Raw genomic sequence first — 20,172 nt, forward strand, 5'->3', positions numbered from 1 at the left:
TCAACGACCCGGCCCCCGGCATGATTCCGCGGCGGGGGTGGCCTCGGGCACGGGACGCCCACCCCGATACCGGATATTCCACGCGCCCAGCCGCCCTGCCGACCCGGACAAACCGGCCTGGTGAGGTCGGCGCGTGACGTGATCGACTCGCCTTCAATGAAGTCGCGGTAACCCAGCGTCTGGGACACCCCGACTTCAATGAACCCGAGTTGATCATCCCGCCGATCCCGCCGATCCCGCCGATCCCGCCGATCCCGCCGATCCCGCCGATCCCGCCGATCCCGCCGATCCCGCCGATCCCGCCGATCCCGCCGGTCTCGGCGATCCGGCCGACTCGCCGATGGGGTGTCAGACCGGGTCGGTCGCGGTTTCCGCTGTCGTCTGGGTAGGGATCGGCGCGGTACCCGTCACCGGATCGGTGGTTGGTGCCGTCGCGGCGGCGGCGGAGCGGGTCGTCACCGGATCGGTGGTTGGCGCCGTTGCGGCGGCGGCGGGCCGGGTCGTCACCGGATCGGTGGTTGCGGGTGGTGTGGTCGCTGGAGCGGTGGCTCCGGCCGGGGTTGCCGGCCAGGGGATCTCCGGGGTCGCGTGGTACGTGATCCCGGCGGCCGCCCAGCGCGGGCCGTGCCCGGCCAGCCGCTCCCGGAACCCGGCCCAATCGTGCGCCGACCTCGGTGACCAGCCCAGTTCCGCGATCGCGGGCAGCCGGGGGAACAGCATGAACTCGATCTCCGGCAGCGAGGTCACCGACTCGGTCCAGAGCGGCGCCTCCACGCCGAGCACCGCCTCGGCCGGTACGTCGGCGACGTGGCTGTCCGGGTCCCAGTCGTACGCCCGGTGTACGTCGATCAGGCCGGCCCAGTCGTGTCCGAGCGGGGTGTCCGGGGCGTACTTCATGTCCAGGTAGGCGTGGTTGCCGGGGGAGAGGATGAGCCGTGCACCCCGGCGTACCGCCTCTGCCGTGGCGGGGTCGTCGCCGTTCGTGCCCCACCACTGGAGGATCCGTCCTTCGGCCTGCGCGGCCGGGGCGATCTGGTGCCAGCCGACCACAGTTTTGCCGGTGTCGGCGACGATGCGCTGCACCCGCTCGACGAAGCCGGTGTACGTCGCGCCCTTCACCTTGAACGCCTCGTCGCCACCGATGTGCAGGTACGGGCCGGGGGTGTTCGCGGCCACCTCGCCGAGCACGTCGGCGATGAACTCGTACGTCCGCTCGTTCGTCGGGTCGACGTAGCTGAAGCCCACTTCGGTGCCGGTGTACGGCGGTGGCGTGACGCCGTCCGGGGCGAGTTCACCGTATGCGACCAGCGCGGCGTTGGTGTGTCCGGGCAGGTCGATCTCGGGTACGACGGTGATGTGCCGGGCCGCGGCGTACGCGACGATGTGCTGGTAGTCGGCGGTGGTGTAGTACCCGCCCGGCCCGTCGCCGACCTCGGTCGCGGCCCCGACGGTGGTGAGGCGGGGCCAGCCGGGTACGGCGATCCGCCAGCCCTGGTCGTCGGTGAGGTGCAGGTGCAGGCGGTTGAGCTTGTATCGGGCCAGGTGGTCGATGACCCGGAGTACGTCGGCGACCGGGAAGAAGTGCCGGGCCACGTCGAGCATCGCGCCCCGGTAGGGGTACCGCGGCCGGTCGACGATCGATCCGCCGGGCAGCACCCAGCGTTCGGCGACCGGTGTGCGGCTCTCGATGGCGGGCGGTAGGAGCTGACGCAGGGTCTGTACGCCGTGGAAGAGGCCGGCCGGGGTCGCTGCCGTGATCCGTACGGCGGCGCGGGTCACAGCGAGCCGGTAGCCCTCGGCGCCGAGCGCGTCGTCCTCGGTGAGCGCGAGGACGACCCCGGTGTCCGTTTCCCGATCGGTCGTGTCGGTCACCGGCAGCGGGTAGCCGGTGGCCGGCCGCAGCAGTCCGGCGAGGTGCTCGGCGACGGCGAGCGCGGCGGTGCCGGCGCTGGCCCGGATCTCCGTGTCGGCGGCCAGCTGGTGGTCGTCGGCCGGGTCCGGACGTACCTGTTCCGGCATGGGCACGACGTCGGTGAGTCGTGGCGGGGTGGTGGGGGTCAGCAGATCACCGGCGACCTGGGCGGCGGTCCGGGCGAGGTCACCGGCGGCGGGGGTGCGCAGCGACATCTGCTCGCGGTCGGCGGCGGAGGGGAGGGACGACACGGCGGCGGCTCCGGGGGTGTATTCGCGTCGGTTGTGGCAAATATGACGTTCACCGAAATGCGTGCCGTCAAGGGTACGGCGGGCAGTGGCTCCTGCGTGATCATGCGCGTGGGACCGTTCCCAAAAACCGGTACGAACGCGGATAGTGGTGATGGCTGTGCCTATTGTCACCGAACGGCCCCAGGCCACCCGATGTTCGCTTAACCTTCGCCCACCGATCGCTGACGACGCCGTGATTAACGGTGATCGCGCCCGGGGTATGTCCGAACTGAACCTTCGTTAAGTGTCGATGGCGCGCGGGAGGCTCTGGTGGCAGCGCAAGATACGGTCGATCACAAGTACGTCTACGACTTCGCCGAGGGCAACAAGGACCTCAAGGACCTGCTCGGCGGCAAGGGCGCCAACCTGGCCGAGATGACCAACCTCGGTCTGCCGGTGCCGCCCGGTTTCACGATCACCACCGAGGCCTGCAAGGCGTACCTCGCCACCGGTGCGGAACCGGCCGGGCTCGCCGAACAGATCGAGGCGCACCTGGAGGCCCTCGAGCGGGAGATGGGCCGGCGCCTCGGCGACCCGGACGACCCGCTGCTGGTCTCCGTCCGCTCCGGCGCGAAGTTCTCCATGCCGGGAATGATGGAGACCGTCCTCAACGTGGGCCTGAACGACCGCAGCGTGGTCGGCCTCAGCAACCAGGCGGGTGGGAACGACAGGTTCGCCTGGGACTCGTACCGCCGGTTGATCCAGATGTTCGGCAAGACCGTCTGCGACGTGCCGGGCGAGGAGTTCGAGCACGCGTTGGAGGAGGCCAAGCGCGCCAGGGGCACCACGGACGACCTCGACCTGGCCGCCGACGACCTGCGCGGGCTGGTCGACGCGTACAAGAAGATCTTCGCCAAGCACACCGGGCGCGAGTTTCCGCAGGAACCGCGGGAACAGCTCGACCTGGCCATCCGGGCGGTCTTCGAGTCATGGAACGCCGAGCGCGCGGTGGTGTACCGCCGACAGGAGCGCATCCCGGCCGACCTGGGCACGGCGGTCAACGTGGTGGCGATGGTCTTCGGCAACCTGGGCCCGGACTCCGGCACCGGCGTGTCGTTCACCCGCGACCCGGCCAGTGGCGCCCAGGGCATCTACGGCGACTACCTCGCCAACGCCCAGGGCGAGGACGTGGTCGCCGGCATCCGCAACACCGTGCCGCTGCAGGAGCTGGAGCGGATCGACAAGAAGTCCTACGACGAGCTGCTCGGCTACATGGCCCGGCTGGAGGAGCACTACCGGGACCTCTGCGACATCGAGTTCACCATCGAGCGCGGCAAACTCTGGATGCTGCAGACCCGGGTCGGCAAACGTACGGCGGCCGCCGCCTTCGTCATCGCCGGCCAGCTCGTCGACGAGGGCCTCATCGACCTGGACGAGGCGTTGCACCGGGTCAACGGCGCGCAGTTGGCCCAGCTGATGTTCCCGCGGTTCCGGCTCGACCACGAGTTCGACCCGGTGGCGAAGGGCGTCGGGGCCTCACCGGGCGCGGCGTCGGGCAAGGCGGTCTTCAGCTCCGACCGGGCCGTCGAACTGGCCGCCCAGGGTGAGTCGGTGATCCTGGTCCGCCGCGAGACCAACCCGGACGACCTGAACGGCATGATCGCGAGCAAGGGCATCCTCACCTCGCGGGGCGGCAAGACCAGCCACGCGGCCGTCGTGGCCCGGGGGATGGGCAAGACCTGTGTCTCCGGTGCCGACGAGCTGGACGTGAACATCCCGCAGCGGAGGTTCATCGTGGGCGGGCACACCGTCGGAGAGGGCGACGTCATCTCGATCGACGGCACGACCGGAAAGGTGTACCTCGGCGAGGTGCCCGTCATGCCGTCCGAGGTGGTGCAGTACTTCGAGGGCACGCTCGACGCCGAGCAGAGCGACAATCCGCTGGTCCGGGCCGTACACCGGATCATGACGCACGCCGACCAACGGCGGCGGCTGAGCGTACGCGCGAACGCCGACACGGCCGAGGACGCGGCCCGGGCCCGGCGCTTCGGCGCTGGCGGCATCGGGCTGTGCCGGACCGAGCACATGTTCCTCGGCGACCGGCGGGGGCTGGTCGAGCGGCTGATCCTGGCCCGCACCGACGACGAACGCGAGAACGCCCTCGGCGCGCTGCTGCCGTTGCAGCGGGCCGACTTCGTGGAGATCTTCAAGGCGATGGACGGCCTGCCGGTCACCGTCCGGCTGATCGACCCACCGCTGCACGAGTTCCTGCCGCCGCTGGAGCAGCTCGCGGTCAACGTGGCGGTGGCCCAGGAGCGCGGCGAGGACGTGGCCAAGGAAGAGGCGCTGCTCGCCGCCGTGCGGCGGATGCACGAGGAGAACCCGATGCTCGGCCTGCGCGGCGTACGCCTCGGCCTGGTCATCCCGGGCCTGTTCGCCATGCAGGTCCGCGCGATCGTCGAGGCCGCCGTCGCGGTCGTCCGCGACGGCGGGTCGGCCCGCCCAGAGATCATGGTCCCGCTGGTCGGCGCGGTGCAGGAACTGGAGACGGTACGCGCCGAGGCCGAGAAGATCATCGCGGAGGTGGTCGGGGAGAGCGGTGTCGAGGTGCTGATCGGCACGATGATCGAGGTGCCGCGGGCGGCACTGACCGCCGGGCAGATCGCCGAGGCGGCGGAGTTCTTCTCCTTCGGCACCAACGACCTTACCCAGATGGGCTGGGGGTTCTCCCGCGACGACGTGGAGGCTGCGTTCTTCTGGCGCTACCTGGAGCTGGGCATCTTCGGCATCTCACCCTTCGAGTCGATCGACGCCGAGGGAGTGGGCCGGCTGGTCCGGATCGCCGCCGAGGAGGGCCGGGCCGCCCGGCCCGGGCTGAAGCTCGGCGTCTGCGGCGAGCACGGCGGCGACCCCGACTCGGTGCACTTCTTCCATTCCGTCGGGTTGGACTACGTCTCCTGCTCGCCGTTCCGGGTGCCGGTGGCACGGCTGGAGGCCGGTCGAGCCGTCGTGGAGACGACCGGCTCGGACAGCCGCTGACCGGACCGGCGGCGGGGCGTTCGACCGTCCCGCCGCCGGCGGTGTCCGGCGAGCCGGATCCGGGTGGCCGGGGCGGATTCACCCGGCCCCGACCCGGGAACTGTCATCCCGCGAGCGGGGTTCGCCGGCGAGCCGTGCGGCGGTCGCGGGCGTAACCTTGGCTCGCTCGTACTCCGTCGTTGCGGAAGGGTGGCTGCATGACCAGCGTCTGGGAGAGCCTGACCGTCGACGCCCACGATCCGCCCCGGCTGGCCCGGTGGTGGGCCGAGGCCCTCGGCTACCAGGTCGTCACCGAGAAGCCCGACGAGGTGGAGATCCGGCAGTCGCCGGAGCGACTTCCCGGCATCGTCTTCGTGCCGGTCACCGAGGGTAAGGAGACCAAGAACCGGCTCCACCTCGACCTGCGCCCCGACGACCGCGAGGCGGAGGTCGAGCGGCTGGTCGACATGGGTGCGCGGCACGTCGACGTCGGGCAGGCCGGTGTCGACTGGACGGTGCTCGCCGACCCGGAGGGCAACGAGTTCTGCGTGCTCCGGCAACGTGACTAGGACGACCGGTTGAGCGGGCAGCCGTTCGACACGCCGGACGCGCAGCGGCGGGTCACGGAGGCGCCCAAGGACACCGGGTACGGCCGGTCCCCGTACGAGCGGGACCGCGCCCGCGTGCTGCACTCGGCGGCGTTCCGGCGGCTGGCCGCGAAGACCCAGGTGCACACCGCGGGCACCGACGACTTCCTGCGTACCCGGCTGACCCACTCGCTGGAGGTCGCGCAGATCGCGCGGGAGATGGGCGCCCGGCTGGGCTGCGACCCGGACGTGGTGGACGTCGCCGGGCTCGCCCACGACCTCGGGCACCCGCCGTTCGGGCACAACGGCGAGGCCGCGCTGGACCTGCTGGCCAGCGACTGCGGCGGCTTCGAGGGCAACGCGCAGACGCTGCGCGTGCTGATCCGGTTGGAGGCGAAGGTGTTCGCCCCCGACGGCTCCTCCGCCGGTCTGAACCTCACCCGTGCGTCGCTCGACGCGGTCAGCAAGTACCCCTGGCCGCGCCGGCCGGCGCGCCGCAAGTTCGGGGTGTACGCCGACGACGCCGACGTGTTCGGCTGGATCCGTGCCGGCGCGCCGCCGGGGGAACGGCGCTGTCTGGAGGCGCAGGTGATGGACTGGGCGGACGACGTGGCGTACTCGGTCCACGACGTCGAGGACGGCATCCACAGCGGGTACGTGTCGCTGCGTCCACTGCTCGACGACGCCGACGAACGTGCCGCGCTCTGTGCCGACGTGGCGGCGATCTACTCCCGCGAGTCGACGGGCGACCTCGGCGAGGTGCTGGTGGAGCTTCTCGCCGATCCGGTGCTCGCCCCGCTCGCCGGGTACGACGGCAGCCACGGTGCGCAGGCCGCGCTCAAGGCCACCACCAGCGTGCTGACCGGCCGCTTCGTCTCCGCCGCGGTCTCCGCGACAGAGGACCGCTTCGGCCCCGGCCCGCACCGCCGGTACGCGGCGGACCTGGTGGTGCCCCGGGAGGTGCGGGCCCGCTGCGCGCTGCTCAAGGGGATCGCGTTGCGCTATGTGATGCGTCGCCCCGGCGCGCGCGCCCGATACGAGTGGCAGCGGCAGGTGCTCGCCGAGTTGGTCGCCGCTCTGGTGGCCCGGGCGCCGGAGGGGCTCGACCCGGTCTTCGCCCCGCTGTGGCGGGCGGCCCCGGACGACGACGCGCGGCTACGTGTGGTGATCGACCAGGTCGCCTCGCTGACCGACCCCGCTGCGGTCGCCTGGCACGCTCGCCTGGCCAGGGATGGCGGACCCCGCCCCGCCGCCGCAAGAGGTTAGGGTAGCCTAACCAATATGACGGAGCGCCGTACGAAGGTCACCAGGGCCGAGGTAGCGCGTGTCGAGCGGCCCGCCCCGCGCCTGATCCGGCTGGTTCTCGGTGGTGAGGAGCTGACCGGCCTGCCGGTGGGCGAGTTCACCGACCACTACATCAAGGTGGTCTTCCCGCAGCCGCAGGTGGCCCACCCGTCGCCGTACGACCTGGAGGCCGTCCGCCGGGACCTGCCGCGCTCGCACTGGCCACGCCTGCGGGCGTACACCGTGCGGGCGTGGGACGCGCGAGCCGGGGAGCTCACCGTCGACGTGGTGCACCACGGTGACGAGGGGCTCGCCGGGCCCTGGGCGGCCGGCCTGCGTCCCGGCGATCCGGTTTACTTCGTCGGCCCCGGTGGCGCGTACGCCCCGAGCCCGGCGGCGGACTGGCACCTGCTGGTCGGGGACGAGAGCGCCCTGCCGGCGATCGCCGCGTCGCTGGAGCGGCTGCCGCCCGGCGCGTCGGCGAAGGTCTTCGTCGAGGTCGACGGCCCGGCCGACGAGTTGCCGCTGATCAGCCGGGGCGAGGTCGAGCTCTACTGGCTGCACCGGGCCACGCGGCCGGTGGGCGAGGTGCTCGTGGACGCCGTACGGACGCTCGACTTCCCGCCCGGCGCCGTGCACGCGTTCGTGCACGGCGAGGCGACGTTCGTGAAGGAACTGCGCCGGCTGTTGCGCGTCGAGCGGGGTGTGCCCCGGGAGATGTGTTCCATCTCCGGCTACTGGCGCCGGGGCATGGACGACGAGAGCTGGCGGGCCTGTAAGCCCGAGTGGCGGCGGCAGGCCGAGGCCGAGGAGGCGCTGGCCGCCTGAGCTGACGGTACGCATCGTGGGGTGGGACAGGGGTCCCACCCCACCGGCGTCTCCGGACCCGAAGTGGAAGACCTACGGGCAGCAGTGCGTCTACCGCGAGATGTAGTAGGGATGCTACATTCTGGCGCAGTAGTTCGTCAGCCAGGGAGGGGTCATGACCGCCGTCGAGCTCCCAGGAACCGTTGCCGCTCCGCACCCGCCCGACGCGGACGTCGTTCTCGACGTCCGCGACCTGCGCATGCGCTACGGCACCGTCGACGTGCTGCACGGCGTCGACCTCACCGCCCGGCGCGGCGAGGTGCTCGCGCTGCTCGGCCCGAACGGCGCCGGCAAGACCACCACCATCGAGATCCTCGAAGGCTTCCGGATGCGCTCCGCGGGGGAGGTCCGGGTCCTCGGCGTCGACCCGAGCCGGGGCGACGAGCGTTGGCGCGCCCGGATGGGGGTGGTGCTCCAGTCCTGGCGTGACCACGGCAAGTGGCGGGTCCGGGAGCTGCTGGCGCATCTGGGCTCCTTCTACGCCCCCTACTCCACCGACCGGATCCGCCGGCCGTGGCCGGTCGACGAGCTGCTGGACGCCGTCGGTCTCGCCGAGCACGCCCGCAAGCGGGTCGGCCAGCTCTCCGGGGGGCAACGGCGTCGGCTCGACGTGGCCGTCGGCATCGTGGGCCGCCCCGAGCTGCTCTTCCTGGACGAGCCGACGGTCGGGTTCGACCCGGCCGCTCGTCGCGAGTTCCACGAGCTGGTGCACCGGCTGGCCGACCTGGACGACACCACGATCCTGCTCACCACGCACGACCTGGACGAGGCGGAGAAGCTCGCCGAGCGGATCCTCATCCTGGCCGGCGGCCGCATCATCGCCGACGGTTCGCCGGACGAGCTGTCCCGCCGGGTCGCCGGGAACGCGGAGATCCGCTGGACCCGGGACGGCGAGCGCTTCGTCCACTCCGCAGCCGACGCCACGGCCTTCCTCCGCGACCTGTTCCGGCAGTACGGCGACGACGTGCAGGAGCTGGAGGTCCGCCGGCCCAACCTGGAGGACGCGTACATGGCACTGGTCTACGAGCAGGAGTCCGGGGCCCGAGGCGGCGCGGCGGCCCGGGCGTGGCAGCAGGGGAGGCAGCGATGAACCCGACCGCGGTGGCCGTCCGGGCCGGATTCCAGCGCGGCATGACGGAGCTGCGCAACACCTTCACCAACGCACAGGACTTGTGGGGCTACGTCTTTCCGACCCTGGTCCTGCTGGTCACCATCTTCTTCATGCGTGGAGCCACGGTGCCCGGCACGGACTTCTCCCTCGGTTCCCGTACGCTGCCCAGCGTCCTCGGCATGGGGCTGGCCTTCGGTGGCCTGATCACGCTCGCCCAGCAGCTCGTCGTCGAGCGCGAGGACGGCACGCTGCTGCGGGCCAAGGCCACCCCGAACGGCATGCTCGGCTACCTCGTCGGCAAGCTCACCCTGATGTCGACGGTCGCACTGGTGAGCATGCTCATCCAGCTGGTCCCGTCGCTCTTCCTCGTGGACGGACTCCGGCTGACCAGCGCGTCGGCCTGGCTCACCCTTCTCTGGGTGGTGGTGCTCGGCCTGGTGGCCACCCTGCCCCTCGGCGCGGTCATCGGGTCGCTGATCGAGAACCCGCGCAACCTCGGGCTGGTCATGCTGCCGATGATGGGGTTGATCGCGCTCTCCGGCATCTTCTACCCGATCAACGGCTACCCCGGCTGGCTCCAGGCCGTCGCCCAGGCCTTCCCGGTCTACTGGCTAGGGTTGGGCATGCGCTCGGCGCTGCTGCCGGACGCGCTGGCCGCGGTCGAGGTCGGCGGGTCGTGGCGGCACCTGGAGACGTTCGGCGTGCTCGGCGCGTGGGCGGTGCTCGGGCTCGTGCTGGCCCCCGTCGTGCTCCGGCGGATGGCCCGCCGCGAGTCCGGCTCGCGGGTGGCCGCACGCCGGGAGCGGGCCATGCAACAGATCATCTGAGAGGACGTCGATGAGCGAGACCGTGCACAACCGCATCGCGGTGCTGCGGGCCGAGCGGGGCATCTCCCGGCGGCAGCTCGCCGACGCGCTGGGTGTGCACTACCAGACGGTCGGCTACCTGGAGCGGGGCGAGTTCCGGCCCAGCCTGCACCTGGCGCTGCGGATCGCCGCGTACTTCGAGGTGCCGGTCGAGGTGGTCTTCTCGATCGAACCGTTCCCTCGCATCGGCGACGCCCCGGCGGAGGTCGGCCGTTCGGCGTGAGCGCCGGCCGGCTCGGCGCGCCGCGGCGACCCGCCTCGGATGCCGGGTCAGTCCGTAGCGGTGAGCTCCGTCCCCGGGGCGATCCGTTCCCTGCCCAGCATGAAGGTGAACAGCACCGCATACCCGACGATCGCCGCGCAGAGCAGCACCAGCACCAGGAACGGCGAGGGGGCCATCAAGGTGATCGCCCAGGCCGAGCCGATCCCGCACGCGGCGAGCAGGGTGGCACCGAGCGCGACCCGGATCGACAGCCAGTACAGGCCCAGCCCGCAGAGGAGCCAGAGGGTGGTCGAGCCGGCGAGCAGCAGGCGTACCTCCGTGGTCAGGGCCTCGTCGCGATGGACCGTCCGGACCACCTGCCCGAGCGCCCAGCCGAGCAGCAGCAGGCCGCCACCGAGCAGGTAGTGCAGGTAGGCGTAGGGCTGGCCGCCGCGCAGCCGGTGGATGGGGATGCCGCTGGTGACGAAGGTGGCGTAGATCCACCAGATCGCCGCCGGCACGGTGAAGGCCAGCGCCGCGGTGAGGGCCATCTTCTGGTCGGGGTGGTTCGGCACCGTGGCGAGCAGATTGGCCACCGTGCTGCCGAGCACGATGATGATGAACTGGCCGACCCGTTCCGGGAGGTGCCGGACGTCCACCGGCCACCGGCTCAGCCATCGGTAGCCGACCCAGGGTGTGACGAGCTCGACCGCCGTGCCGGTGATCCAGAACGCGGGCCGCAGATGCCCGGGGGCGGCCAGCGAGGCCAGCCAGATCAGCCAGCCGAGCCCGAAGCCGATCAGATAGACGAGGGTGCCCGCCCGGGCCACCTCGGTGGTGGGATGGCCCCGGAGGTAGAGCAGGAGCAGCACGCCACGGACGATCAGGTAGCCGACCGGCAGCATCTCGCCGGTGGGCACCTCGTCCACCCCGAGGGTGATCGCCCCGGCACCGAGCAGCGCGAGCAGTAGCAACAGCCGGTGCGACAGATCATCCGCTTCGTACCGGGTGGCGTAGTAGGCGTGCCCCACCCAGGCCCACTGCACCACCAGGAAGAGCCCGAACAGCGTGATCACGCTGCTCGACCGGGGGGTCGTGTCCTCGCCGAGCCGGTCCACCACGGCCGCCAGGGCGAAGACGAAGATCACGTCGAAGAAGAGCTCGAACCAGGTGGCGTGCCGGTGGCCGGCCTCGTCAGCGGTGGCCATCGGCCGACCCAGGACCCGTCGGCCCCATCCTGCCGTCCGCGTCTGCCACCTCCTCATCTGCCCATGCTCGCCGCACCGGGCCGGTACCTGTGACGGAATGGACAAGCTGCTCGCGATCCGGCTCACCCCGGCGTGCCCCCGGCGGCGCATCATCGATCCGGCAGGGCAGGATGTAACCCGAGGGGGTGGCCGATGGCGGGGCGAATCCGGGACGAGGACATCGCGCTGGTCCGCGAGCGCACCTCGATCGAGGAGATCATCTCCGAGACGGTGACGCTCCGGTCCGCAGGCGGCGGCAACCTCAAGGGGCTGTGCCCGTTCCACGACGAGAAGAGCCCCTCGTTCAACGTGTCGCCGGCACGCAACGTGTGGTACTGCTTCGGCTGTGGGGCGGGCGGCGACGCGATCAAGTTCCTGATGGATGCCGACCATCTCAGCTTCGTGGAGGCGGTCGAGCGGCTCGCCGGCCGCGCCGGGATCCAGCTGCGGTACATGGAGACCGACTCGGGCCCGTCGCGGAGCCGGCCACAGCAGGGGCAGCGGCAGCGGTTGGTCGCCGCGCACGCCGCCGCGGTCGAGTTCTACCAGTCCCAGCTCACCACCGCCGCCGCCCGACCGGCCCGCGAGTTCCTGGCCTCGCGCGGCTTCGACCGCGCGGCCGCCGAGCGGTACGCCTGCGGCTTCGCCCCGGACGCCTGGGACCAGCTCACCAAACATCTGCGCCAGCGAGGCTTCACCGCCGACGAACTGGTCACCGCCGGGCTGTCCCGTCCGGCCCGGTCGGGCTCGCTCATCGACCGCTTCCGCCGCCGGCTGCTCTGGCCGATCCGGGACCTCACCGGAGACGTGATCGGCTTCGGCGCGCGCAAGCTCTTCGACGATGACGACGGCCCGAAGTACCTGAACACCCCCGAGACGCCGCTCTACAAGAAGTCGCACGTCCTCTACGGCATCGACCAGGCCAAACGGGAGATCGCCAAGCAGGGCAAAGTGGTCGTCGTGGAGGGCTACACCGACGTGATGGCCTGTCACCTGGCCGGCGTCGCCACTGCCGTCGCCACCTGCGGCACCGCGTTCGGCGCCGACCACATCGGCGTACTGCGCCGGCTCCTGCTCGACACCGACGCCGTCGCTGGCGAGATCATCTTCACCTTCGACGGGGACGCCGCCGGGCAGAAGGCCGCCCTGCGCGCGTTCGACGACGACCAGCGCTTCGTCGGGCGCACCTTCATCGCGGTCAGCCCCGACAACATGGACCCGTGCGAGCTGCGCCTGGCCAAGGGCGACCTGGCGGTACGTGACCTGGTCGCGCGCCGCGAGCCGCTGGTCGACTTCGCGCTGCGGCACGTCATCGGCCGCTACGACCTCGACAGCGTCGACGGGCGGGTGGAGGCGATGCGCCGGGCCGCACCGCTGGTCGCCAAGATCAAGGACCGGGAGAAGCGGCCGGAGTACATCCGTAAGCTCGCCGGCGACCTGGGCATGGAGATCGAGCCGGTGCAGCGAGCGGTGCAGAGCGCGGCATCGGGCGCGGACGGCCGGGAGACGACCGCGCGGGCGCCCCGACCCGCCGCCGGGCCCGCCCTGGACAGTCCGCAGTCGATGGTCGAGCGTGAGGCGTTGAAGCTCGCCCTCCAGCAGCCGGTGCTCGCCGGCCCGATGTTCGACGCGGTGGAGGCTTCCGAATACCGGCACCCCGTCCACGTGGCGGTACGAGAGGCGATCGCGGCGGCGGGCGGGGCGGCGGCCGCGCCCGGCGGGGCGGTGTGGATCGAGTCGGTCCGGGACGCCTGTGCCGACCTCGCCGGACAGGCGCTCGTCGCGGAACTCGCCGTCGAGCCGCTGCGGATCGACGGCGAGCCGGACCCCCGGTACGTCTCGGTGACCGTGGCCCGGCTGCAGTGGGGGTCGGTGACCGCCCGGATCAAGGACCTCAAGTCCCGGATCCAACGGATCAACCCGATCAGCAACAAGGACGAGTACTTCGCGCTCTTCGGTGAGCTGCTCTCGCTCGAGCAGCACGCGCGGGCGCTGCGGGAACAGGCCGCGGGAGGGCTGTAGATGGGACTGTTCAACCGTCGGCCCAAGCTGCGCCCGGCCGACCGGCCACCACTCGAACGGGACGAACGGGTGCTCGCCTGGGCCGCGGCCGGAGACGGCGCGGACGGCGGCGTCCTGGTCGCCACCAACCTCGGGCTCTGGTTGCCCGGCCGGCAGGAGCGGTTGGGCTGGCACGAACTGATCAAGGCGGGCTGGTCCGGCCGGGAGCTGACCGTCACGCCGGCCGAGCTGGTCGCCGAGCGGGACGGCTACCTGGTGGTCGCCGACGCCGCCCCGCAGACGTACCTGCTGCTCGACCCGGGTGACGTGCCGCATCAGGTGCGGGCGCGGGTCACCCGGTCCGTCGCGTACACCCAGCACCACCGGATGACCGGCGGTGCCGGCCGGATCGCCGCCCGCCGGGCGCCCGGCGTCGACGGTCTGACCTGGACGGTCCGCTACGACCCGGGGACCCCGCCCGACGACGCCGAGGTGACCGCCGAGACCGACCGGTTGGTGGTGGCGGCCCGAGCCGCGACCGCTCCCGCCGACGTCTGATCCGGCGGGAGCGTCCGACGGCTGCGGGTCAGCGGGCGCCCAGGTCCTGCAACGCCTTCTCCGCGCCCCGGTGCAGCGGCACCGGGTCGGTGCGCCGCGCGTTCTCCAACGAGATCCCCTTCGCGGCCTGGTTCGCCTGGGCCAACGCGTCCTTGCGCTCGAACAGGGTTCGCGTGATGGCACAGGCGACGTTGGCGTCCAGATTCGTGCGCACCAGCAGCACGTTCGGCACCACGATCGTCGGAGTGTCCGCCGCCGTCCGGTACGCGTCCCGACCGATGGTGCCGGCCTGGTAGGCCAGGTTCAGCTCGGCCATCTTCGGCAGCAGCGGGGTGATGTCGAGGAACCGCACCTTGTCGCCGGCGGTGGTGAACAGGTCGGTCAACCCGCCGGTGGGTAGCCCGCCGGACCAGAAGAAGGCGTCGATGCTGCCGTCCTTCATCCCCTCGACCGTCTTGGTCAGGTCCAGTCGTTGCGCCTGGATGTCCTTCGCCGGATCGAGGCCCGCCGCCTGGAGCAGCCGGTGAGCGATCACCTCGGTGCCGGACTTCGGCGAGCCGGTGGAGATCCGCTTGCCGCGCATGTCGGCGACCGAGGAGATGCCGGCGTCGTTGCGTACGACGACCTGGGTGTAGTTGTCGTAGATCCGGGCCAGCGCCTGCACCGGCTGCGCGGAGGTGAAGCTCTCCTTGCCCTGGACGGCGTTGACCGCCGTGTCGAAGAGCGAGAAGGCGACGTCGTACTGCCCGGCGACGAGTTGCTCGATGTTCTGCACCGAAGCGCCCGTCTCGGCGGCGGTGCCGGTCAGCCGGCCGCCGGTGGCAGCGGGCAGCTGACCGGCGAGGGCGTTGCCGACCACGTAGTAGACGCCTGTCGAGTTCCCGGTCGCGATGCCGACCCGGGTGTCCCGGGCCACCTCACAGGTGACCTCACTGGCGGTGTCGTCCTGGGCCGCCCCGCCCTGCCGGCCGCCGCAACCGGCCACTCCCGCGGCCGCGACGGCGAGCACACTCACGCCCGCGAGGAGCCGAACGCTTCTCCCGCTCACTGTGTTACCTCCCTCAGCTCAGCCGGTGTCCCGGCCTGCCCGCCGGACCGACCGGCGGATCCGCGTCGTACGAGCACCCCCGCGATCGCCGCGACGGACAGTCCGACACCGATCGCCACCGACACCGGCTCCAGCCGGAGCAGGATCACCCCGGCCAGCGCGGCGAGCACACGTTCCGGGGCACCGGCCGGTCCCACTCCGGGCAGCCAACCACCGGCCGCGACGGCGAGTACCGCGACACTGAGGGCGAGGACCACGGTGGCCGTCAGGATCTGTCGTAGCCCACCGATGCCGAGCAGCCCCAGCCCCGCGGGCGTGATCACGAAGGCGATCGGAATGAGGTACGCCGGAAGCGCGTAGCGCAGGGTCTGCCACATGGTCGGCACCAACCGGCCGCCGGTGACCGCGGCCGCGGCGACGGCGGCGAGCGCGGTCGGTGGGGACGCCTCGGAGAGCACCGCGAAGTAGAAGACGAACATCGCCGCAGCCGGCGTGGCCACCCCCAGGTTGAGCAGTGCCGGCCCGATGATCACCCAGCCGATAACGAAGGAGGCGGTGACCGGCACGGCGAGCCCCAGCAGGGTGAGGGCGAGCGCGGCGAGCACCGCGGTCAGCACCAGCACCACGACCGGATCGTCGGTGACCGCCCGGGCGCCGTCCACCAGCAGCGCCGCCGCCTGCGGACCGAGCCCGGTCTTCGTGGTGGTCGCCGTGATGATTCCCGCGGCGGCACAGACGGCGGTGACGGCCAGCACTCCACGTACGCCACCGGCGAGGGCGCTCGCCAGCCGGCGCGGGGTGAGCCGGTGGCCGCGGTCCAGGAAGGAGAGTGCGGCGGCCAGCACGGTCGCGAGCACCACCGCCCGGGTGGCCGACATGCCCACGGCGAGCAGCACGATGATGACGATCAGGGACGCGAAGTGGTAGCCGAACCGACCGAGCAGCCGCCACGGGGAGGCCGCGTCGACGGACACCGACCGTACGCCCGAACGGCGGGCGTCGATCTCCACGGAGAGCAGGATGCCGAGGTAGTAGAGGACGGTCGGCACGGTCGCCCAGCCGAGCACCTGCAGGTACGAGACGCCGAGGTACTCGGCGATGATGAACGCCGCCGCGCCGAGCGTGGGCGGGGAGAGGATCGCGCCCACTCCGGCGGCCGCCAGCATGCCGCCGGCCCGTTCCGCCGGGTAGCCGGCCCGCCGCAGGATCGGCCAGGTCACAGCCCCGATGCTGACCGTCGTCGCCGCTCCGGAACCGGAGACGGTGCCGAGCAGGAACCCGGAGGCGACCGCCGTCCGCCCGGCGGCCGTGCGGGACCGGCGGAACGCCGCGGTGGACAGGTCGACGAAGAACCGGCCCGCGCCGGAGAGGTCCAGTACGGCGCCGTAGATGGTGAAGAGCACGATGTACGACGCGGCGACGTCCAGCGGGGTGCCGTAGAACCCGCTGTCGGAGTTGTAGAAGGCGTCGACGATCTGGCTGAAGTCGAGCCCGGCATGGGCCACCGGCCAGGACTGCGGAAGCAGACCGCCGTAGTAGCCGTAGCCGAGGAAGAGCAGGCAGACCGCGGGAAGGATCCAACCGGTGGTGCGCCGGCATGCCTCGAGCAGCAGCACGAGCAGCCCGGTGCCCATCACCAGGTCGGCCGGGGCGAGCAGTCCCTGCCGGTCGAGGAAGGCGTCGTAGCCGCCGCCGCCCGAGCCGAACGGGATCGGCAACACCGGGTAGAGGCAGGCGACCAGCGCGAGCGCGGCGAGTGACCAGTCCGCCGCGGTGGGCCGCGACCGGGTTGCCGCCGTACCGCCGCGGCCCGGCCGGAGCCGCAGGCCGGAGGGGTAGGCGAGGAAGACCAGCGGCAGGACACCCGCCAGGAAGATGATGAGGTAGTACTTGCTGCCCTGGGGCAACGGCCGGAAGACCTGCCAGAGAGCGAGTACGCCGACGGCCACCGCCGCCGTGCCGACGAGCAGGTTGGCCGAGCCGGTGAGCATCCGGCCGGGCTTCTCGTCCTCGAACTGTGCGGCCAGTTCGGGCAACCCGTCCGGATCGCGCCGCGCCGCGCCGCCGGGCTGCCCACCGTGCTGTTCGTCCGCGATGGCGTCCAGGCCGGGGTGGACGATGTCGCCCGGCGGGTCGGAATCCGCGGACGCGCGGGCCGGGCCTGGAGCGGTCTCGGCCGGCTCGTTCGCGGCCTGGGCCGGGCCGTTCATGGCCTCCGTCGAGGCGGGGCGGCGGGGCGTCGGCGGCGAACCGTCAGAGGAGCGGGTGGGCGCCACAACCGGACGATACACGTCGATTGATGGTTGGCGGGTGCATCGATTGGGGTGAGCAGGTTCGGCGACCTCGCCGCGGCCCGGAGGGCATCTTCCCGCGTCTCGCCGGCCGCACTCGCGCGGAATCGGGGCAGCGGCGCGGGGGCGGCGTCCCTAAGATCAACTGCGCGGTTCCTGGCGAACCCACGAGGGGGGACAACCAATGTCCAGTGTGGATGTCGGCCGGCGGTGGCAGGAAGGGCTGGGCGCTCTCTACCTCGGCGTCTTCGCGACCGTCTGGTTCAGCGTCCCGGCGGCGGAGCAGCCACTGCGCGGCCTGTTGGTGGCCGGCAGCGTGGCAGCGCTGCTCACCGCGATCGCCGGCGGTGTCGTCACGGCGCGGTCCCGGGGCGCGGCGGCCGGTCCGCGTGACCGGGCGGGCGACCGTCGTTACCTCCTGATCGTCGTGGCCGAGTTCGCCCTCGCCGGGCTCGGCGCTGCGGCACTGGCCGTCGCCGACTGGTCGGAGTACATCCCCGTGCTGGTCTGCGCCGTGGTGGGGCTGCACTTCTTCCCGCTCGCCCCGCTGCTGCGCAGCCCGCTGCTGCGACACCTCGGCGTCGCGACGTGCGCGGTGGCGGTGGCCGGGCTGCTGACGGGGCTGATGACGGAGGTGTCGGCCGGCGTCGTCACGGGCACCGGCGCCGGAGCTCTGCTGCTCGGCTACGCCCTCCGGTCGCTGGTGCGGAGCGTCCTTGGCTGAATCCGCGGGCTCGTGCTCGCCGACCGGACGACCAGGTGCCACAGCCGGGCCGGCCCGCGTATTCCGTAGCAGCGCGAGGTCTCCGTCGTCGGTCATCGCGCCGGCCCGCGCGGCGTATCGCGGTCCGGCGCGGATGCGCGTCAGCCGGCGATGAGCAGGCCGACCCCGGCCAGCAGGGTCAACGTGAGCACGGCGGCGAGAGCGGCGGCGTGACGGCGGGCGTTGGTGCCGCCCACGAGGCGCAGGGCGAGGGCGAGAGGGCCGATGGGCTGCATGGTCCGAGTTCCCTTCCGGTTGGCGTTGGCGATCAGGGCTGCGGCGCCGAGGGTGCCGGCGGCGAGCCGTAGTGGAGACATGCCCAGGTCCGTAGCACCACGTACGTCGGCTTCCCACTGCTCGCGGTAGCGGCCACGCAGGTCGCGGGGAAGCAGCGCCACCGTGCAGCGCAGGACGACTATCGCGACGCGGGTGGACGGCGTCATCGCGCCTCCCGTAGCCGTGCCGGACGCTGCCGTGCCTCTCGCGTCGCGGCCTGTGCGCACACACGCCGCGCTGCCAGGGCACCGTCGGCGGTCAGCTCGTACATCCGCCGCCGGGGACCGCGGCGCTCGGTCTCCTCCCAGTGCGACGTGACCCAGCCGTTGCGCTCCAGCCGCTCCAGCAGGGGATAGACGCTGCCCGAGGGACGCCCGGTCAGCTTGATGATCTCCAGTCCCCATCGTGGCCGGTCGCTGTCCACCAACACGCGAAGTACGTCGATCGTCGCGCCGCCGATGCGTCCGAGTGGCTCCACGCATCCAGACTACCTATGTAGATTAAGCGCGTACAGTGAATACGGAATCAGGGCGCACGCGGGCCCTGGCTGACCGGCATGCGTTGCCTGCTCGTGATGGTGGCGGTGGGGCTTCTGGTGGCCGCGCGGCAAACGGGGCGGTTGCTCCGCCACTGGCGCCACGGGCGAGCCTGCGTCGACCGGTCCGCCTCACGGTGCCGCGGGGGAGCCTGATGAAACAGGCTCCAGGTGGTTACCCGCCGCTTTGTCGGGGCATGTCCGCAGGGCATGCGATGACGAGGAGGGGCGAATGGCCGCCGACGAGTCCGCCCGACCCGACCGTGACGACGATGCGGCGCGGGCGGCCACCGACCGCCCCGGGGAGAGCCGGAACCCGGTCGGGCCGGAGGCGGGGCCGGAGAGCCCCGCCCAACTGCCGGGCACCGGATGGCTGGCGGCGCTGCGCCGGACAGTACGGGAGTTCCAGGAGGACAACCTGACCGACTGGGCCGCCGCCCTGACCTACTACGGCGTGCTCTCCATCTTCCCTGGCCTGCTCGTGCTCATCTCCATCGTCGGCCTGCTCGGGTCGGGGGCCACCGAAGGCGTCAAGGACACCGTGGGCCAGGCCATCCCGCAGGGCAACATCCAGCAGATCCTCGAACGGGCGATCGAGCAGGCGCAGAAGTCCGGGGGACTGGCCAGCGCCGGCGCGGTACTCGGTCTGCTCGGTGCCTTCTGGTCCGCGTCCGGCTACATCGCCGCCTTCATGCGTGCCTCGAACGCCATCTACGACGTACCGGAGGGGCGGCCGATCTGGAAGACGCTGCCCACCCGGATCGGGGTGACCGCCGTGATCGGAGTGATGCTGCTGATAAGCGCGGTGATCGTCGTCTTCACCGGCCGCCTCGCCCGGGCGGCCGGGGAGGCGATCGGGCTCGGCTCCACGGCCGTGACGGTCTGGAACATCGCCAAGTGGCCGGTCCTGCTGATCCTGGTCAGCCTGATGTTCGCCATCCTCTACTGGGCCTCGCCGAACGCCCGGCACGGCGGCTTCCGCTGGGTCAGCCCGGGCGGCGTGCTGGCCGTGGTGATCTGGCTGGTGGTGTCCGGACTGTTCGCCGTCTACGTGAGCAACTTCGGTTCGTACAACAAGACGTACGGGACCCTCGCCGGCGTGATCATCTTCCTGGTCTGGCTCTGGCTGACCAACATCGCGATCCTGCTCGGCGCGGAGTTCCAAGCCGAGTTGGAGCGCGGCCGCGCGATCTCGGCCGGTCACGCCGCCGACGAGGAGCCGTACGTGGAGCTGCGGGACGACCGCAAGCTCCGTAAGGCGGCACGTCGACGCCCGCAGTGACGAGCGGGCGCAGCCGGCCTGGCCGGAGAACTGCCTGCCGCTGACCGGTGGGCGCCTGGAATCGTCGGCGTCCCGAGTTCCGGACAGCGTGGGA

At 71.9% G+C, this 20,172-nt stretch carries 16 protein-coding genes and 1 pseudogene; 11 read left to right on the forward strand and 6 right to left on the reverse strand.

Annotated features, from left to right (window positions below; genetic code table 11):
- Positions 1 to 555 precede the first annotated feature (555 nt).
- Positions 556 to 2,163, reverse strand: a pseudogene (locus AB0F98_RS22880) (beta-N-acetylhexosaminidase); the annotation flags it as partial.
- A 309-nt stretch (positions 2,164 to 2,472) separates the two neighbouring features.
- On the opposite strand from AB0F98_RS22880, the gene ppdK reads away from it, so the two are divergent.
- From ppdK to AB0F98_RS22915, 7 genes are all read left to right on the forward strand, one after another.
- Positions 2,473 to 5,181 carry a pyruvate, phosphate dikinase gene (ppdK, locus tag AB0F98_RS22885; protein WP_357738456.1) on the forward strand — a complete coding sequence of 903 codons (2,709 nt, stop codon included), beginning with the start codon at positions 2,473 to 2,475 and terminating at the stop codon, positions 5,179 to 5,181.
- 197 nt (positions 5,182 to 5,378) lie between these two features.
- Positions 5,379 to 5,729, forward strand: coding sequence for a VOC family protein (locus AB0F98_RS22890; RefSeq protein WP_355143379.1), 351 nt, complete (start codon positions 5,379 to 5,381; stop codon positions 5,727 to 5,729).
- 9 nt (positions 5,730 to 5,738) lie between these two features.
- Positions 5,739 to 7,013 (forward strand): deoxyguanosinetriphosphate triphosphohydrolase, encoded by a 1,275-nt coding sequence (locus AB0F98_RS22895; protein WP_357738460.1) that lies wholly within the window; start codon positions 5,739 to 5,741, stop codon positions 7,011 to 7,013.
- 15 nt (positions 7,014 to 7,028) lie between these two features.
- A complete protein-coding gene (locus tag AB0F98_RS22900; RefSeq protein ID WP_357738463.1) occupies positions 7,029 to 7,859 on the forward strand; it encodes a siderophore-interacting protein in 831 nt (276 codons plus the stop codon).
- Positions 7,860 to 8,013: 154 nt separating this feature from the next.
- Positions 8,014 to 8,988 carry an ABC transporter ATP-binding protein gene (locus tag AB0F98_RS22905; protein ID WP_357738466.1) on the forward strand — a complete coding sequence of 325 codons (975 nt, stop codon included), beginning with the start codon at positions 8,014 to 8,016 and terminating at the stop codon, positions 8,986 to 8,988.
- Positions 8,985 to 9,836: an ABC transporter permease gene (locus tag AB0F98_RS22910; protein ID WP_357738469.1), complete on the forward strand. Its 852-nt coding sequence runs from the start codon at positions 8,985 to 8,987 to the stop codon at positions 9,834 to 9,836. The genes AB0F98_RS22905 and AB0F98_RS22910 overlap by 4 nt, the downstream gene beginning before the upstream one ends.
- 10 nt (positions 9,837 to 9,846) lie before the next feature.
- On the forward strand, positions 9,847 to 10,098 hold the full coding sequence (locus AB0F98_RS22915) for a helix-turn-helix transcriptional regulator (RefSeq protein WP_076473468.1): 252 nt from the start codon (positions 9,847 to 9,849) through the stop codon (positions 10,096 to 10,098).
- Between the two features lie 47 nt (positions 10,099 to 10,145).
- Here the strand turns inward: AB0F98_RS22915 and AB0F98_RS22920 are convergent, their stop codons facing one another.
- Positions 10,146 to 11,285, reverse strand: coding sequence for a low temperature requirement protein A (locus AB0F98_RS22920; protein WP_357738474.1), 1,140 nt, complete (start codon positions 11,283 to 11,285; stop codon positions 10,146 to 10,148).
- 192 nt (positions 11,286 to 11,477) lie between these two features.
- Here AB0F98_RS22920 and dnaG point away from each other — a divergent pair, with 192 nt between their 5' ends.
- Together dnaG and AB0F98_RS22930 are read left to right on the forward strand one after the other, a co-directional pair.
- Positions 11,478 to 13,346, forward strand: a complete 1,869-nt coding sequence (dnaG, locus tag AB0F98_RS22925) for a DNA primase (RefSeq protein WP_357738479.1) — start codon at positions 11,478 to 11,480, stop codon at positions 13,344 to 13,346.
- Entirely contained in the window at positions 13,347 to 13,883 is a 537-nt protein-coding gene (locus AB0F98_RS22930; RefSeq protein WP_357738483.1) for a hypothetical protein, read from the forward strand.
- Between the two features lie 28 nt (positions 13,884 to 13,911).
- Here the strand turns inward: AB0F98_RS22930 and AB0F98_RS22935 are convergent, their stop codons facing one another.
- On the reverse strand, positions 13,912 to 14,931 hold the full coding sequence (locus tag AB0F98_RS22935; protein ID WP_357738486.1) for a TAXI family TRAP transporter solute-binding subunit: 1,020 nt from the start codon (positions 14,929 to 14,931) through the stop codon (positions 13,912 to 13,914).
- The gene (locus tag AB0F98_RS22940; RefSeq protein WP_357738975.1) at positions 14,928 to 16,922 is read right to left on the reverse strand and encodes a TRAP transporter fused permease subunit; all 1,995 of its coding nucleotides are present in this window, start codon (positions 16,920 to 16,922) and stop codon (positions 14,928 to 14,930) included. Before AB0F98_RS22940 ends, AB0F98_RS22935 begins: the two co-directional genes overlap by 4 nt.
- A 484-nt stretch (positions 16,923 to 17,406) precedes the next feature.
- Between AB0F98_RS22940 and AB0F98_RS22945 the strand changes: the two genes are divergently transcribed.
- A complete protein-coding gene (locus tag AB0F98_RS22945; RefSeq protein WP_357738488.1) occupies positions 17,407 to 17,946 on the forward strand; it encodes a hypothetical protein in 540 nt (179 codons plus the stop codon).
- Positions 17,947 to 18,086: 140 nt separating this feature from the next.
- Here AB0F98_RS22945 and AB0F98_RS22950 read toward each other — a convergent pair whose 3' ends face one another.
- Positions 18,087 to 18,428: a hypothetical protein gene (locus AB0F98_RS22950; RefSeq protein ID WP_357738491.1), complete on the reverse strand. Its 342-nt coding sequence runs from the start codon at positions 18,426 to 18,428 to the stop codon at positions 18,087 to 18,089.
- Entirely contained in the window at positions 18,425 to 18,739 is a 315-nt protein-coding gene (locus AB0F98_RS22955; protein ID WP_357738494.1) for a PadR family transcriptional regulator, read from the reverse strand. Before AB0F98_RS22955 ends, AB0F98_RS22950 begins: the two co-directional genes overlap by 4 nt.
- A 289-nt stretch (positions 18,740 to 19,028) precedes the next feature.
- On the opposite strand from AB0F98_RS22955, the gene AB0F98_RS22960 reads away from it, so the two are divergent.
- A complete protein-coding gene (locus AB0F98_RS22960) occupies positions 19,029 to 20,078 on the forward strand; it encodes a YihY/virulence factor BrkB family protein (protein WP_357738497.1) in 1,050 nt (349 codons plus the stop codon).
- Positions 20,079 to 20,172 lie beyond the last annotated feature (94 nt).

Source organism: Micromonospora sp. NPDC023737 (assembly GCF_040639715.1).
In the GTDB taxonomy this organism is placed as follows: Bacteria; Actinomycetota; Actinomycetes; order Mycobacteriales; family Micromonosporaceae; genus Micromonospora.

What these genes read in the sequence shown, in the direction of transcription:
- AB0F98_RS22890 (WP_355143379.1), top strand. Translation starts at nt 5,379, where the DNA reads ATGACCAGCGTCTGGGAGAGCCTGACCGTCGACGCCCACGATCCGCCC.
- AB0F98_RS22900 (WP_357738463.1), top strand. Translation starts at nt 7,029, where the DNA reads ATGACGGAGCGCCGTACGAAGGTCACCAGGGCCGAGGTAGCGCGTGTC.
- AB0F98_RS22905 (WP_357738466.1), top strand. Translation starts at nt 8,014, where the DNA reads ATGACCGCCGTCGAGCTCCCAGGAACCGTTGCCGCTCCGCACCCGCCC.
- AB0F98_RS22910 (WP_357738469.1), top strand. Translation starts at nt 8,985, where the DNA reads ATGAACCCGACCGCGGTGGCCGTCCGGGCCGGATTCCAGCGCGGCATG.
- AB0F98_RS22915 (WP_076473468.1), top strand. Translation starts at nt 9,847, where the DNA reads ATGAGCGAGACCGTGCACAACCGCATCGCGGTGCTGCGGGCCGAGCGG.
- AB0F98_RS22920 (WP_357738474.1), bottom strand. Translation starts at nt 11,285, where the DNA reads ATGGCCACCGCTGACGAGGCCGGCCACCGGCACGCCACCTGGTTCGAG.
- dnaG (WP_357738479.1), top strand. Translation starts at nt 11,478, where the DNA reads ATGGCGGGGCGAATCCGGGACGAGGACATCGCGCTGGTCCGCGAGCGC.
- AB0F98_RS22930 (WP_357738483.1), top strand. Translation starts at nt 13,347, where the DNA reads ATGGGACTGTTCAACCGTCGGCCCAAGCTGCGCCCGGCCGACCGGCCA.
- AB0F98_RS22940 (WP_357738975.1), bottom strand. Translation starts at nt 16,922, where the DNA reads ATGCTCACCGGCTCGGCCAACCTGCTCGTCGGCACGGCGGCGGTGGCC.
- AB0F98_RS22945 (WP_357738488.1), top strand. Translation starts at nt 17,407, where the DNA reads ATGTCCAGTGTGGATGTCGGCCGGCGGTGGCAGGAAGGGCTGGGCGCT.
- AB0F98_RS22950 (WP_357738491.1), bottom strand. Translation starts at nt 18,428, where the DNA reads ATGACGCCGTCCACCCGCGTCGCGATAGTCGTCCTGCGCTGCACGGTG.
- AB0F98_RS22960 (WP_357738497.1), top strand. Translation starts at nt 19,029, where the DNA reads ATGGCCGCCGACGAGTCCGCCCGACCCGACCGTGACGACGATGCGGCG.